The organism is Companilactobacillus kimchiensis, from assembly GCF_001438805.1.
Lineage (GTDB): Bacteria > Bacillota > Bacilli > Lactobacillales > Lactobacillaceae > Companilactobacillus > Companilactobacillus kimchiensis.
This window is the reverse complement of the sequence record NZ_JQCF01000006.1, coordinates 49,443-63,775: the sequence shown is the minus strand read 5'-3', so window position 1 is coordinate 63,775 and position 14,333 is coordinate 49,443. Positions and strand designations below refer to the sequence as shown.

Annotated in this window: 17 protein-coding genes; 14 read left to right on the top strand and 3 right to left on the bottom strand. The window is 34.8% G+C overall.

The genetic code is table 11. The features are described from left to right. The first annotated feature begins 413 nt into the window (after positions 1-413). The 14 genes from IV57_RS04665 (at position 414) to IV57_RS13330 (ending at position 12,011) form a co-directional block, all read left to right on the top strand. On the top strand, positions 414-563 hold the full coding sequence (locus tag IV57_RS04665; RefSeq protein WP_057880342.1) for a teichoic acid D-Ala incorporation-associated protein DltX: 150 nt from the start codon (positions 414-416) through the stop codon (positions 561-563). Between the two features lie 18 nt (positions 564-581). Then, the gene (dltA, locus tag IV57_RS04660; protein WP_057880341.1) at positions 582-2,102 is read left to right on the top strand and encodes a D-alanine--poly(phosphoribitol) ligase subunit DltA; all 1,521 of its coding nucleotides are present in this window, start codon (positions 582-584) and stop codon (positions 2,100-2,102) included. Further along, entirely contained in the window at positions 2,095-3,303 is a 1,209-nt protein-coding gene (dltB, locus tag IV57_RS04655) for a D-alanyl-lipoteichoic acid biosynthesis protein DltB (RefSeq protein WP_057880340.1), read from the top strand. Before dltA ends, dltB begins: the two co-directional genes overlap by 8 nt. A 16-nt stretch (positions 3,304-3,319) precedes the next feature. Next, a complete protein-coding gene (gene dltC, locus IV57_RS04650) occupies positions 3,320-3,559 on the top strand; it encodes a D-alanine--poly(phosphoribitol) ligase subunit DltC (RefSeq protein WP_057880339.1) in 240 nt (79 codons plus the stop codon). A 3-nt stretch (positions 3,560-3,562) separates the two neighbouring features. Then, complete coding sequence (dltD, locus tag IV57_RS04645) at positions 3,563-4,819, top strand: D-alanyl-lipoteichoic acid biosynthesis protein DltD (RefSeq protein ID WP_057880338.1); 1,257 nt, start codon at positions 3,563-3,565, stop codon at positions 4,817-4,819. Between the two features lie 503 nt (positions 4,820-5,322). Then, positions 5,323-6,534, top strand: coding sequence for a quaternary amine ABC transporter ATP-binding protein (locus IV57_RS04640; RefSeq protein WP_057880337.1), 1,212 nt, complete (start codon positions 5,323-5,325; stop codon positions 6,532-6,534). Further along, complete coding sequence (locus IV57_RS04635; protein ID WP_236704317.1) at positions 6,527-7,390, top strand: ABC transporter permease; 864 nt, start codon at positions 6,527-6,529, stop codon at positions 7,388-7,390. The genes IV57_RS04640 and IV57_RS04635 overlap by 8 nt, the downstream gene beginning before the upstream one ends. A gap of 10 nt (positions 7,391-7,400) precedes the next feature. Continuing rightward, positions 7,401-8,306: a glycine betaine ABC transporter substrate-binding protein gene (locus tag IV57_RS04630; protein WP_057880336.1), complete on the top strand. Its 906-nt coding sequence runs from the start codon at positions 7,401-7,403 to the stop codon at positions 8,304-8,306. A gap of 222 nt (positions 8,307-8,528) precedes the next feature. After that, on the top strand, positions 8,529-9,392 hold the full coding sequence (locus IV57_RS04625) for a helix-turn-helix domain-containing protein (protein ID WP_057880335.1): 864 nt from the start codon (positions 8,529-8,531) through the stop codon (positions 9,390-9,392). A gap of 106 nt (positions 9,393-9,498) precedes the next feature. After that, entirely contained in the window at positions 9,499-10,620 is a 1,122-nt protein-coding gene (locus tag IV57_RS04620) for an AI-2E family transporter (RefSeq protein WP_057880334.1), read from the top strand. A gap of 44 nt (positions 10,621-10,664) precedes the next feature. Continuing rightward, a complete protein-coding gene (locus IV57_RS04615; protein ID WP_057880333.1) occupies positions 10,665-11,459 on the top strand; it encodes a hypothetical protein in 795 nt (264 codons plus the stop codon). Positions 11,460-11,523: 64 nt separating this feature from the next. After that, positions 11,524-11,670 (top strand): hypothetical protein, encoded by a 147-nt coding sequence (locus IV57_RS13340; RefSeq protein WP_236704316.1) that lies wholly within the window; start codon positions 11,524-11,526, stop codon positions 11,668-11,670. Then, a complete protein-coding gene (locus IV57_RS13335) occupies positions 11,667-11,732 on the top strand; it encodes an NUDIX hydrolase (protein ID WP_236704319.1) in 66 nt (21 codons plus the stop codon). The genes IV57_RS13340 and IV57_RS13335 overlap by 4 nt, the downstream gene beginning before the upstream one ends. A gap of 45 nt (positions 11,733-11,777) precedes the next feature. Then, positions 11,778-12,011 (top strand): NUDIX hydrolase, encoded by a 234-nt coding sequence (locus IV57_RS13330; protein ID WP_236704314.1) that lies wholly within the window; start codon positions 11,778-11,780, stop codon positions 12,009-12,011. On the opposite strand, the gene IV57_RS04605 is transcribed toward IV57_RS13330, so the two are convergent. From IV57_RS04605 to IV57_RS04595, 3 genes are all read right to left on the bottom strand, one after another. Then, positions 12,008-12,442 (bottom strand): GNAT family N-acetyltransferase, encoded by a 435-nt coding sequence (locus tag IV57_RS04605; RefSeq protein WP_057880332.1) that lies wholly within the window; start codon positions 12,440-12,442, stop codon positions 12,008-12,010. The two genes, IV57_RS13330 and IV57_RS04605, sit on opposite strands and share 4 nt — an antisense overlap. Positions 12,443-12,450: 8 nt before the next feature. Continuing rightward, positions 12,451-12,894 (bottom strand): MarR family winged helix-turn-helix transcriptional regulator, encoded by a 444-nt coding sequence (locus IV57_RS04600; RefSeq protein WP_236704313.1) that lies wholly within the window; start codon positions 12,892-12,894, stop codon positions 12,451-12,453. Positions 12,895-12,995: 101 nt separating this feature from the next. After that, positions 12,996-14,207 carry an MFS transporter gene (locus IV57_RS04595; protein WP_057880330.1) on the bottom strand — a complete coding sequence of 404 codons (1,212 nt, stop codon included), beginning with the start codon at positions 14,205-14,207 and terminating at the stop codon, positions 12,996-12,998. Between the last annotated feature and the right edge of the window lie 126 nt (positions 14,208-14,333).

Genomic DNA, 14,333 nt, shown 5'->3' with positions numbered 1-14,333 from the left:
TTAGTAATTGTGATAATCAATTATTTACTTTTAATTATCCTGGCTCAATAATAATACCCGGTGATCAAATTAGATTAACCGGATTAATTGTCGGGACTTGGCAATAAGTCAATAATTAATGTACTCAATTACAAAGCGTATATTTTGAAAAAAAGATGATAATTATTTATAATTTAGTTGTTTAAACAGATAGCGTCTAAAGTTAGATGTTTACTGACTTTCTTCAATAAATACAAATTATTTTTACGGAATTAGCCGATGGGTACTAATGAATTTTTTATTATAATGTTTATACAGATGATATAGAAATAACAATATTCAATTATTTTGAGCAATATTTTGGTTTGACACTATTTATCTAGAATGGTTAGATAGTTTTCGCATAAGCAAACTTTTTCAGTGAGGTATAAATTATGAAAAATAGTCTCGTTGTTTTCTTTAAGAAGCCAGTAACAGTTTTTATTATTAAAACAGTTATATATTTCGCTATATTCTTGGTTCTTTTATATATATATGGGTACAACGGTGTAGGAAGCGCCAAGTTTATTTATAACGAATTTTAGCAGGAAGAAGGGAATAATATGAATAAAATCATTGAAAAAATTACCACAGCTGCATTACAGGCACCCGACAAACTCTGCTACAAAAATGGTGAAGAAACACATACATATCAAGAGTTGTTGCAAGCATCTGATCGAGTTGCTAGTTTCTTACAAGAGAAATTTTTACCCGCTAAGAGTCCACTGATCATCTTTGGTGGACAACAATTTGAAATGTTGGTTATGTTTTTAGGATCTATCAAAGCGGGGCATCCTTACATTCCAGTTGATGATGGTTCAGATCCATCACGTGTTATTCAAATCAATAGTGTTGCTAAACCAGCTTTGATTCTAAATTGGAGTGAAATAACTAGTTTTGGTGTTGATACTCCACAAGTTACTAAAGATGAGCTAAAGAAAGTTTTAGCATCAGATCACAATATCTATGATAGCAATCGCAGTGTTGGTCCTGATGATGACTTCTATATCATCTTTACCTCAGGTACGACTGGAACACCTAAAGGTGTACAAATAAGTACCAATAATATCCTAGACTTTTCCGATTGGGCCGAAAAAGAATTCGACTACTCAAGTGAGATGAACATGTTGCTTCAAGCACCATTCTCATTTGATCTATCGGTCTTTGATATCTATCCTGGTTTGATTAGTGGCGCAACGTTAAATGTTGTTGATAAAGATACCACTAAGAATTTTGGTAAATTACAAGGTGCTATTGTTGATGCAGACTTTAACACTTGGGTTTCAACGCCATCGTTCTTTGAAATGTGTCTTTTGTTTAGAGGCTTTGATGAGGAACATATGCCACAATTGAATAAGTTTATCTTCTGTGGTGAAGAATTAACTCACGCAACAGCCCAAAAATTATTGAAAAAATTCCCTAATGCTAAACTTTACAATACTTATGGTCCAACTGAGAATACTGTAGCTATTACATCAATTTTGATTGATGATGCAGCTTTAGCTAAGTTTGATCGTCTACCTATTGGTTACTTGAAGTCCAATATGGAACATAGAATCAATGGGGCAGTTGATGAAAAAACTGGTCGGATGACAGGAGAACTTTTGGTTAGCGGACCAGATGTTTCGAAGGGATATTTGAATAATCCTACTCAAACCGAGAAAGCATTTGAACAAATTGATGGTAAAACTTTTTATCACACTGGTGACATGATCAGTGAAGGTGAAGATGGATTGTTGTATTACCATGGTAGAACAGATTTTCAAATCAAAATGCATGGTTACAGAATCGAACTAGAAGAAGTTGATTCAATGTTAGGTAACTTAGCTCAAATTAAACAATCATGTACTGTTCCTTTGTATAACAATAAGAAACAGGTTAGCAAAATGATTGCTTGCATCGTGCTTGAAGACGAATTTAACGACAGTGATCCCAAGGATTTAACTTCAGATATTAAGGATTCTTTGAAGGAAACGACAATGGAGTATATGATTCCTAACGTCTTGAAGTTTGTAAAACAATTACCGATTAGTAAAAATGGAAAAATCGATAGAAAGACTTTAATAGGCGAAATTAATGAATAACATTACACCTTATAGTAGTCCTCACTATTTTATATATTTATTAATCCTCTTACTTCCAATTATCATTGGATTATGGTTCGGTAAACGTTTTAAGATTTATGATTTCTTTGCAACTGTCGTCATCTTGATAACCGCCTTTTTCGGTGGCAATATGAAGCAAGGTATATCCTTGATCTTCTATATCTTGTTTGAAATGGTAGTTATTTTTACCTATCGGGCGTACCGGAAAAAGTACAATAATTTTTGGGTATTTACCTTGTTCGTTATCTTAGCAATTGTTCCACTGGTCTTTGTAAAGCTAGATCCATTGTTGAACAATGCAACAATTTCATTGTTTGGCTTTATGGGAATCAGTTATTTAACTTTTAAGTCGGTTGAAATTGTTATGGAATCACGTGACGGAGTGATTAAAGAACTTAAACCATTTGAGTTTGTCCGCTTCTTGCTGTTCTTTCCAACAATTACTTCAGGACCTATTGATCGGTTCAAACGTTTCCAAAAGGATGTACTCAATGTTCCCAGCCGTGATGAATATGTAGAACTTTTACACAGTGGTGTTAATAAGCTGATGAAGGGTTTGTTATATAAATTTATTATCGGATATTTCTTCGGAACCTTGTTATTACCAAAGATTGAGATTTTGACCCTATCATACAGAGGCCAAACACCATTAGGTCTTTCTTGGGCCTTGGTAGCTTACATGTATGTTTATAGTATGTATTTGTTCTTCGATTTTGCTGGTTACTCACTGTTTGCAGTCGCCATCAGTAATTTCATGGGTATCAAGACACCAATGAACTTCAATGCGCCATTTAAATCCAAGAATATTAAAGATTTCTGGAACAGATGGCACATGACACTTTCATTCTGGTTCCGTGATTTTATCTATATGCGTTTGATGTTCACAATTATCAAACACAAATGGTTTAAGAGTCGTGTAACCATTGCCAATCTTGGTTATGTTACATTGTTCTTGATCATGGGATTCTGGCATGGTGAAACTTGGTATTACATTGTTTATGGTATTTTCCACGCCTTAGCAATGATCACTAATGATGCCTGGTTGAGACTTAAGAAGAGACATCGTAAGAGTATACCTAGTAACAAGTTTACCCATGCGTTTGCAGTTTTCTTGACCTTTAACGTGGTATGTTTCAGTTTTATGATTTTCTCAGGTATTTTAGATAAATTATGGTTTTAGATAAGGAGAATTTATTATGGATGACATTAAAGCAAAGATTGTTGATATTTTAAAAGATGTAACTGGTTTGGATGATGCTGGTCAAGATGCAGATCAAGACTTATTCAAAGATGGTGTTTTGGATTCAATGGCAACTGTAGAGGTCCTAGTAACATTACAAGATACTTTTGGCATCACAGTACCTGTTTCAGAATTTGACCGTTCACAATGGTCAACAGTTAATAAAATTGCTCAACAAGTACAAGAATTGGAATAGATTATGAAAAAAAAGTTATGGATGATTTTTGGACCCGTTATAGTTGCTATTGCTGCTTTATTGATCCTTCTCTGGGCTCCAATCAACTTTAAAACTGTTACGCCTGAAAAGGTTGAGCAAGCGGCTACATCACTAGATGTCCGAGTTTTGAAGGGTGAGAGTGTTAAGAATGCTGCCGAGAAGGAAAACTACATTCCTATCATTGGTTCATCGGAGCTTTCGAGAATGGATCCGTTCCATCCATCTTCCATGGCTCAAAAATATCATTGGAAGAATAAACCATTTTTGCAAGGTAATCCTGGAACTGCTTCATTGACACAAGCAATGAATGTTGGAGGGATGGCCAATCTTAAGGGAAATAAGGCTGTGTTGATTATTTCTCCACAATGGTTTACCAAGTCCGGTGTTCCATCTGACGCCTTCAAATACTTCTTGTCACCATTACAGTTGACTGGTTTTATTTTGAATTCCAGTCATGGTGATAAAGCAATGAACAAATACATTGCTGGACGTGTGCTCGACTTAGGTGTCAGTAAGGGACCTATTGAAGATGATGCCCTCGAACGTATTTCTGAAGGTAAACAGATTACTAGTCTACAACGTTTCTATATTGAAACGTTTGCCCGTTCTAGTTTGCAGAGTCAAGATGATTTATTTGGTTCAATTTCTATGAATGATCATCAAAAGATGATCGACAAAGCTTCAAGTCAATTGCCCGATACATATGATTACAAACATTTGAATAAATTAGCTACCAAACTGGCTGAAAAACATTCAAATGATAATGACCTACAAATTGGTAATTCATTTTACAAGAAGCAGTTAAAGACCAGAATTGATACTTATAAAGATACACATAAACATGTAACTTATACCCATTCACCAGAATATAATGATTTTCAAGCCTTACTCTATATGTTCGCTCAAAATAAAGTAGATGTAATGTTTGTAATTCAACCAATTAATCCATACTGGGTTAAATATACTGGGATGCCAATGAGTTCAATTACTAACTTTGATACTAAAATCAAATATCAATTGAGATCACAAGGTTTCAATAATATCGTTGATCTTTCACACGTTAAGAACTCTAACTATATTGCCGAAGATACCATTCATATGGGATGGCGTGGTTGGTTAATGTTAGACCACCATTTAAAGGGCTTCTACAAGGATAAGAAAGCAAATCCTAAAGATACCCAATATAAGATGGATAGTTACTTCTTAACTGATACGTGGGCTAATAATACGAAATTTTAAATAGAGATAATAAAAATGCTGAAAGCCAAAAACTTTCAGCATTTTTTTGTTACTAAAGATTATAAAAAATTATTAATGAAAAATATCAATATTATAGTAGAAACTAGTCAAATACCAAATAAATATATGAAAAAGATTAGTTTAATACAATCTTAGAGGGACAAAAAACGCCCTATAAGATGCAATTATCTTAAATGATATATGTCTTTGATATGCAAAAAATTAAAATTTAAGATAATTCTTTTTTAAAAAATGCAATTGATGGTTTTTAAAACGCTGTAACCTATACTATAACTATCTTTAGGCACTACTTTTAAAATTCAGAATTAGTGCTTTTTTTGGTATTTAAAATGCTTACAAAAAAACTGATAATTTGCATAAGTAAAAAATATTTGTTAGGGTTGTTTAGTCGCTGTTATTTATTCGTTAAATAATAGTTTTTTTATTTTCAATTAATGAACAAAAATAATTGTTCGTTTTCGATTCCAAGAATGGGGGATTTAATGAGTACTCAAAAAAGTACAAAAGTAGAAGTCAATAACTTAACAAAGATCTTTGGTAAGCATATTAACAAAGCCAAGGAGTTAAGTCGTCAAGGAAAAGATAAAGCAGAAATACTAAAGGAAACTGGAGCAACTGTCGGTGTAGACCGTGCGGATTTCAAAATCTATGATGGTGAAATTTTCGTTATTATGGGTCTATCCGGTAGTGGAAAGTCAACTTTAGTCCGAATGATCAATCGCCTGATTGAACCAACTGAGGGTGAAGTATTGATCGACGGCGAGAACTTAATGAAGATCGACAAGAAACAGCTTCGTGAAGTCCGTCGAAAGAAAATGAGTATGGTTTTCCAAAACTTCGGTTTATTACCTAATAGAACTATTTTAGAGAATGCTGAATATGGTTTGGAAATTCAAGGAGTAGATAAAGCTACCCGTGAAGCAAAAGCCAAAGAAGCTCTTGATACTGTTGGTATCAGTGGCTATAACGACGAATATCCTGACCAATTGTCAGGTGGGATGCAGCAACGTGTAGGACTAGCTCGAGCACTTGCCAATGACCCAGAAATACTTTTAATGGATGAGGCTTTCTCAGCGCTTGATCCGTTGAATAGAACTGATATGCAAGATCAGTTATTGGATATCCAAGAAAGATTACACAAGACAATCATCTTCATCAGTCATGATTTAAACGAAGCCTTAAAAATTGGTGACCGTATCATGATTATGAAGGATGCGAAGGTAATTCAAACTGGTACTCCTGAAGATATTTTGACTCATCCAGCTAACGAATATGTTGAAGAATTTATTGAAAATGTTGACCGTAGTAAGGTACTTACTGCTGGAAATGTTATGATTCGTCCAACTATCGTTAATATTGAAAAAGCTGGTCCAAGACTAGCTTTGAAGATGATGAAGGATACTGAAGTTTCAACGGCCTATGTGGTTGACAGTAGCCGTAACTTGTTAGGTATCGTTGATGCTAATGACGTGATCAGATTAGTTCGTGAAAAGAATGGTGATTTAACATCGATCGTTCAGACCAAAGTTCCAACAACAAGTGAAGATACACCTATTTCTGATTTACTAGATGATATCTCACAAACAGGTATTCCTTTTGCCGTTATCAACGATAAGAAGCAATTAAGAGGAATCATTGTTCGTGGTGCTGTACTGGGTGCCCTTGCGGGAAATGAGGTGAGCGATTTTGAATAGTATTCTTTTAGGAAGTATTCCGCAAATTCCATTAGCTCATTGGATTGATAACTTTGTTAATTGGCTCGTTCAATTTACTGGTTTCTTCAATGGTGTTACTAACTTCATCGGTTCAATCAATAATGCTTTTCAATGGTTTTTTGATTTAGTACCGATCTGGTTATTTATTGTTTTAGTTTTAGCATTAACATATTACATTAATCGTGATCAACAAAATTGGGGCCTTCTGATTTTTGAATTCTTAGGTCTTCTAATGATTTGGAATCTAGATTTCTGGCGCGATATGACTCAGACTTTGACGCTAGTCTTAACATCAAGTTTGATTGCTTTAGTGATTGGAATTCCTTTAGGGATTTTAATGGCTAAAAGTCATACGGCGGAAATTATTTTGAAACCAGTTCTTGATTTTATGCAAACAATGCCAGCCTTTGTTTACTTGATTCCGGCTGTCGCATTATTTGGTATTGGAATGGTACCTGGTATCGTTGCATCAGTTATTTTCGCAATGCCTCCAACAGTTCGAATGACTAATATGGGGATTCGTGAAGTTCCAGATGAACTTATCGAAGCTGCCGATTCATTTGGATCAACTGAGTGGCAAAAATTATTCAAGGTTGAATTACCAATCGCTAAGACCAGTTTAATGGCTGGTGTTAACCAAAGTATGATGTTGTCATTATCAATGGTTGTTATTGCCTCAATGATCGGTGCTATGGGTCTTGGGACAAAAGTTTACTTTGCTGTTGGTAGAAATGATGCTGGTAATGGTTTTGCCGCCGGACTTGCAATTGTTGTCTTGGCAATTATCTTAGACCGTTTAACACAATCATTAACTCGAACACGTCGAAAACACTAGGAGGGATTATTTGAAAAAACAAAAGTTTTTTAAACTTTTCTTATTAGCATTACTGATTATCCCAATTATTTCCGCATGTAGTTCCCAGACTGCTTCGTACGATAGTAAGGAAAAATTGGGTTCACAGATCAACTATACTGTTACCGGAATTGATGCCGGTGCTGGTATTATGTCATCTACCCAAAAGGCTTTAAAAGCTTATGGATTAGAGAGTGATAATTGGCAGTTACAAACCAGTTCGACCGCTGCTATGACTAGTACTTTGGATAAAGCAATTCAGGATAAACGTCCAATCGTAATTACTGGTTGGCAACCACACTGGATGTTCACCAAATATCCAATTAAATTTTTGAAAGATCCTAAAAATGTCTTTGGTAAGGCTGAACATATCGATACTGTTGTTCGTAAGGGCCTTAAAACCGATAAACCAGAGGCTTACACGGTTTTAGATCGATTCCACTGGACTCCAGCTCAAATGTCCGAAGTGATGTTAAAAGTCAACGACGGGGTCGATCCTGAGAAGGCTGCTAAACAATGGATCAAAAAGAATCCTAAACAAGTTCAATCATGGACTAAAGGTGTTAAAAAGGTTCATGGTCAATCACTCAAGCTAACTTATGTTGCTTGGGATTCTGAAATAGCTTCAACTAACGTTATTGCTCAGGTTCTACGGAATCAAGGTTATAAAGTGACTATTCAAGCAATGGAAATCCAACCAGTATGGGCTTCGGTCGCCACTGGTGCCGCTGATGCTCAAGTCAGCGCCTGGTTACCTAAGACTTCAGGTTTATTCTATAAGGATTACAAGGGTAAATTTGAGGACCTGGGTCCGAACCTTAAAGGCGCCAAGGTGGGACTCGCAGTGCCCAAATATATGACGAATATTAATTCCATTGAAGATTTGAAAAATAAGTAAAAAACTCAAGAATCGGAAGAAATTCCGATTCTTTTTGGTATAAAAAAAGGTAAATATTAAATATTGGAATATTTAATATTATTTCTATCTTATTTAGTGTATAAAAATTTATTTTAAACACTGAAGATACGTCTTTCTAGAGTGAGGGAAAATGACAGGGCATAAGGTAGGGTATATAATTATATTAATTATTATATGAAATTATTATATAGGGGCGATGGCGTGGATATACAGACGTTTATTGATAAAAGGAAAGACTTAGGTCTTTCCCAAAAAGAATTAAGTAATGGAATTTGTACTCAGGCAACTTTGAGTAAATTCGAAAATAACGGAAAGATACCATCACTAAAAATCCTAATTCAATTATGCAACCGCCTGAGTTTATCTTTAGACAGCATCATTGGTGTCAGTGATACTAAAAGTCAAGAAGTTGTTAAAGAAATGAATGAAGCGGAATTTAATCTGATCATTCAGGAGTATCAGGATTCTTGGAAGATAATGAAAGCTATCAATACTGACGATTTGGCGCAGGATAAAGATGCCTTGATGCAGTACTATTATCTGAAAGGATATTTGAATGTACTAGATGATGGTGATTTATTTGATGCGGTCTTTGATTTCAATCGAATTTTATCGGATTTAGATGTTCATGGAGAAACAATTTTTACCTTTCTATCGTTTGTGGGTATGGGCATGGTTTATGCTAAGCAAGGCGATGATAAGAAGAGTGAGTACTACTTTAGCAAAGTCTTCAGTAATATTTATACAATGTCAATTGATGATGTTTCAAAAATATGGCGATATATTAATATTATTTTTTATTGTGCAATTTACTACTCCGAGCGTAATGATTTGGAAACAGCCAATACTTTATTGAGTTATGGAGTGAAAATTTGTGCCCAAAATCATGTCACTTATTATATTGCACGGATTTATGCACAGTTAGCCATGAATGAAAGTCGGGTTAATGGAAACAATAAAAAGGTTAGAGGTTTCATGAATAAAGCTTTAGTATTCTCTGAATTTAATCAGAATAAAAAAGAAATTGAACTAATTAAACGATGGGTTGCAAGTAATAAACTATAATTAAGCTTCCTGTCTTCTATTAAAATCATAAAAGGGTTGTCACAATATTTTGTGGCAGCTTTTTTGTTATGATATATTGATTAGACAATTAAGTAGGAGTTAAATTATGGAAATAAAACGTAAAAGTATTATCAAATATGTTGTGATAACGATTTTACTATTGTTCTTATTGATTTATCCAACACAAGTTTATAATTGGTTTACAAATTTAATGGGGATATTTATGCCCTTAATTTTGGGAGCTGTTTTGGCCTATGCCTTAAATATTTTGTGTGTTAGATTGGAAAAGCATTTCTTTCCGAACACTAAATATAAATGGCTTCAGAAAAGTCGTCGCGGAATTGTTATCTTACTTGCAGTATTGATTGTTGTTTTAGTTATGACTGGAGTATTTCGCTTGGTCTTGCCACAGTTTATCAGTGCCTTGACATCATTTTTTAAATCAATTCCGGCACTGTTCACTGATATATCTGATTTAGCGGAAAAGTTAAACAAACATTCAGCAATTCCTGATCAGTTGAAATCAATCAATATTAATTGGACTTCGGTTCAAGCAAAAGTAATGAAATTTTTGACATCAGGTGTTAGTGGACTCTTTGGTTCAACTTTCAAAATTGTGACCGGTGTTGCTAAAGGAATTTTTAATTTCATTCTGGCAGTTACATTTGCCATTTATATTTTGGCTTCAAAAGAAAAAATCTCTGCCCAATTTAGTAAAGTCGGTCATGCCTTTATGAAAAAAGAGCATCTCAAGAAGGTTAATTATGTTTTGAGCGTGACTAACCGTATGTTCAGTAGTTTTATTGTTGGTCAAGTGACGGAAGCGATTATCTTAGGTACACTCTGTGCTTTAGGGATGTTTATCTTCCAGTTCCCATATGCTTTATCAGTTGGTGCTTTTGTGGGAATCACTTCGTTAGTGCCAATTTTAGGAGCTTGGGCTGGTGGAGCAGTTGGATTTCTCTTGATCGTAGTTGATTCACCGTTACAAGCCGTCTTGTTTGTTGTATTCATTCTGGTTTTACAACAGCTTGAAAGCAATTTGATCTATCCACGAGTCGTGGGTACATCAATCGGATTACCAGGTATTTGGGTTTTAGCAGCTATTACTGTTGGTGGTGGATTCGCAGGTATTATCGGAATGTTGTTGGGAGTTCCTGTGGCAGCAACCATTTATCAATTGCTTAAGAATGAATCAAATCGTCGTTTAAAACTAAAAACTGATTAGTTTTCAATGTTATAATTGACAAAATTATGCGAGGAGCGATTAATTTGTGGGATAGTTATTTTGGCTTTGTAATAACTTTTGTAGCTGTTTTTACGTTGGTTCCATATCTGACATCTTTAATAACATCATGGTTAGGACATTTATCAAAAATCATTTTGGTCAACAATTTGGGAAATAATAGTCAATTAGTGGTTGGTGGATTAGGTGTTATCATTCATGAATTAGGTCATGCGATATTTGCTTATCTGTTTGGCCATAAAGTGACTCACGTGCAATTGTTGAATACCAATTATCGCCAATCAGGATCATTAGGTTCAGTTGATCACCGTTGGAATGATCGTAACGTTTATCAAATGTTGGGAAACTTTTTCATTGGACTAGCACCATATTATCTCTGTTCAATGGTCTTGTATTTGTTACAAAAGTACCTATTACATGCCCAATTTAGTGTCAGTTCGTTAGCACAAAGTTTAAATATCAATACAACTTTATCAGTCAGTATGATTTTTGATTCAGTATTGGGTAATTTGAAATCTAGTTTTGCGAATGCCTCTTGGGGTATGATAATCGTCTATATTATTTTAACAATTATGATTGCCAGTACTGGATATGATCTCAGTCGAAATGATTTTATGACCGTGAATAAAGGTATTCTACCTTGGGTAGTTGTTTTGATTGTTCTTGGTTCAATACTTTATGTAGTGAATTTTAGGATTCAAGTTATCACAGGGGCTATTTATTTCACCGCTTTTTCAATTCTGTTTATGTTCCATGCTATTATTAGTATTTTGTTGTCGATGGTAGTAATCAAAATATTAGGTTTTGTTAATTTTATATAAAAAAAACATCATTTTACAATGGTGTTTTTATTTACAATAATCTTGATATAGGAGGCCGATAACTATGAGTAAATCCAAATTTTATTTTGCATTTGGAGCGTATGGAATTATTTCTCAGTCCGGTAAATTATTAGTAATTAGAAAAATGGTGGACCGTATATCAATCGTTTTGATTTACCTGGTGGCAGTCTTCATGAAGGGGAACCATTGAGTCAAACCATTATTCGTGAAGTTAAAGAAGAAACGGGAATTCGAATCACCAAGTTTCAATAGTTAGGAACGATTTGTTTTCGATACCCTTGGAGGTATCAATTTTATGTGTGGAATGAATATGTTTGTACTTTTTATAAAATTGAAGAATTTTCAGGTGAGGCGTTTGAGCATGTTAATCAGTTTATCGGTCAAGATTCAAAGGGTTCTCTTTGGGTGGAACCTGAAGATTTGAATTTATCAAATAGTTCACCTTTAGTTTTGAAGGCTAAAGAGTATTTGTTAACAAATGAGTTTAAAATTATTGATCAAAAATATGATAAGTGGGATGTTTTAAATTAGAACTCAGGATGAGTCATTTTAATATGTGGGGTGTGATTGAATAGGAATGTTTCACCCTCAGTTTTAAAGTTGAATTTTTTATAAAAATCCTGGACCTGAACTTGAGCTTCAATTTCAATTTCTTTTTTGGCAAAATCAGTTTTAATAACTGCCAAAACATGTTCCATCAATTCTTTGCCCAAACCTTGTCCACGATATTTGGAATCAGTCACGACTCGGCCAAAGGTAACATTGCCATTCTGATTGAAGATACGAGCATAAGCAGCGATTTTACCATCAATCATTTTAAAAACGTGAATTGATTCGAGATCATGTTTATCGACTTCTTGATAAATTCGTTTTTGATCAACAACAAATATTTTGGTTCTTAAATATAAAATTTCGAAAAGTTCTTTAGTTGTTAGTTCTGAAAATTGTTTTGTTTCCCACATAATTGGGCCTACTTTCTGGTAAAGAGTAAATTGTTTAAGGTTGTCATGGCTTGGAAAAATTCTTTTTGCTCTTGTTCTGAAAGGTCGATCAATAAATCCTTGATCTGTTGGTCAGAACGATCGTCTAGCTCTTGAGCTAATTCTGTTCCAGCAGTGGTTAAATTTAATTCCACTGAACGAGAATCTTTGGCCGACGGTGATTTGTTGATCAGACCGTTTTTTTCGAAACGTTTGAGAATCCGACTAGTATAACTTTTGTCTAGTTCGAGATTATTAGCAACTTCGATGGGAGTTTTATCGTGATTAAAGGATATTTCCAATAGTACCCGACCTTCAGTCCAAGTAAGAGGTGTGTTGAGCACTCGTTTATTGAGAATGCCTAATAGTTTGGTATAACTGCGGTTAAAATTACGAATTGAGGATATCTCTGATTGATTTAACAAATGATCCATCTCCTAAGTTAATGGAAATAATTATAGCATTATAGTGGACTTTGTCCACTATATATTAAAAATAAATAGATCGTAAGGAAATTACGGTCTATTTTGAGTAGTTAGATTTTTTTATAGTTTTCAGCTTTGAGATTAGTAATAGTCAACATAACTAACAAACTAATGATATAGAGTGTTGAAATGAAGACCATAACGGTCATGATGTTGTAGTTATCAAGAAGATAGCCAATTGCCAAACTGGAGAATCCACCGATACAACGACCAACATTCATGATGACATTGTTAGCAGTAGCTCTAACCTCGGTTGGATACAAACGACTAACGATGGCACCATAACCGGCGAACATTCCGTTAGAGAAGTAGCCAACGACCGCACCAACGATAATTAATGACCAGACGTTGCTTGGTAAAGTTAGAATATACACGCCAATTGCTGAAGCAGTTAGGAAAATCCCGAAAGCTAGACGAGGTCCTAAGTTATCGAGAATCCAACCGAAAGTTAACATTCCAGCACACATACCTAGAATTGTGGCAATCATCCAAGTTGAAGCACCAACAGTTAAGTTGAGTTGCTTTTGCATAATAGTTGGAAGCCAATTCATCAAACCGAAGTAACCAGCGATTTGAACAACTGCCATGACCATTAAAGCGATAGTTTGATAGGCAATCTTGGGTGTTGCGAATAATTGCTTGATATTACCGTGTTTCTTTTTGGAGGAGTTAGTGAAACTAGTGCTTTCTCTAAGATGTCTTCTGACAAAGAAAGTAATGATTACGGGGATAACACCGAATAAGAAGAGGGCATGCCAACCAAGTGTTGGTAAGATCAAAGCTGCTAATAGAGCTGCAAAAATAGCACCAATTTGTCCAGCCATTCCGACCCATGATGAAACCCGACCAAGTTTTTCTTTTGAAAAGCTTTCGGCTAGAACGGTCATACCGATTCCGTATTCACCACCAGCACCAATACCGGCGATAAAACGACAGATATAGATAGCTGTTAAACTGTGAGCGAAAAACATTGCTGCAGTTGCGAAAGCAAAGATGAAGATCGTGTGACTAAAAGTTTTGATACGACCAATTTTATCGGCTAAAATTCCAAAAAAAATACCACCTAATAACATACCAATATTTGTGATGGTCGAGATAAGACCTGCTTGCGTTCCACTTAAATGCAATTCAGCGATGATGGATGAAAGGGCGAATGATAAAAACATGACGTCCATATTTTCCAATCCAAATCCTGAAGCTGTGGAAGCAACCACTTTAGCTTGGTAGCTATCCAGCTGGTTCGATTTTGTTACTATTTTCATTTTCTTTTCCTCCAAAATTGACGCTCACTGTCGTCATTTATTTTGCTTGAATGTATGATAGCACAAGAAAAAATTTGAAACAAGTAACGTAATGGGTTAATTGTTGAAAGAGTAATTATGTTGAAT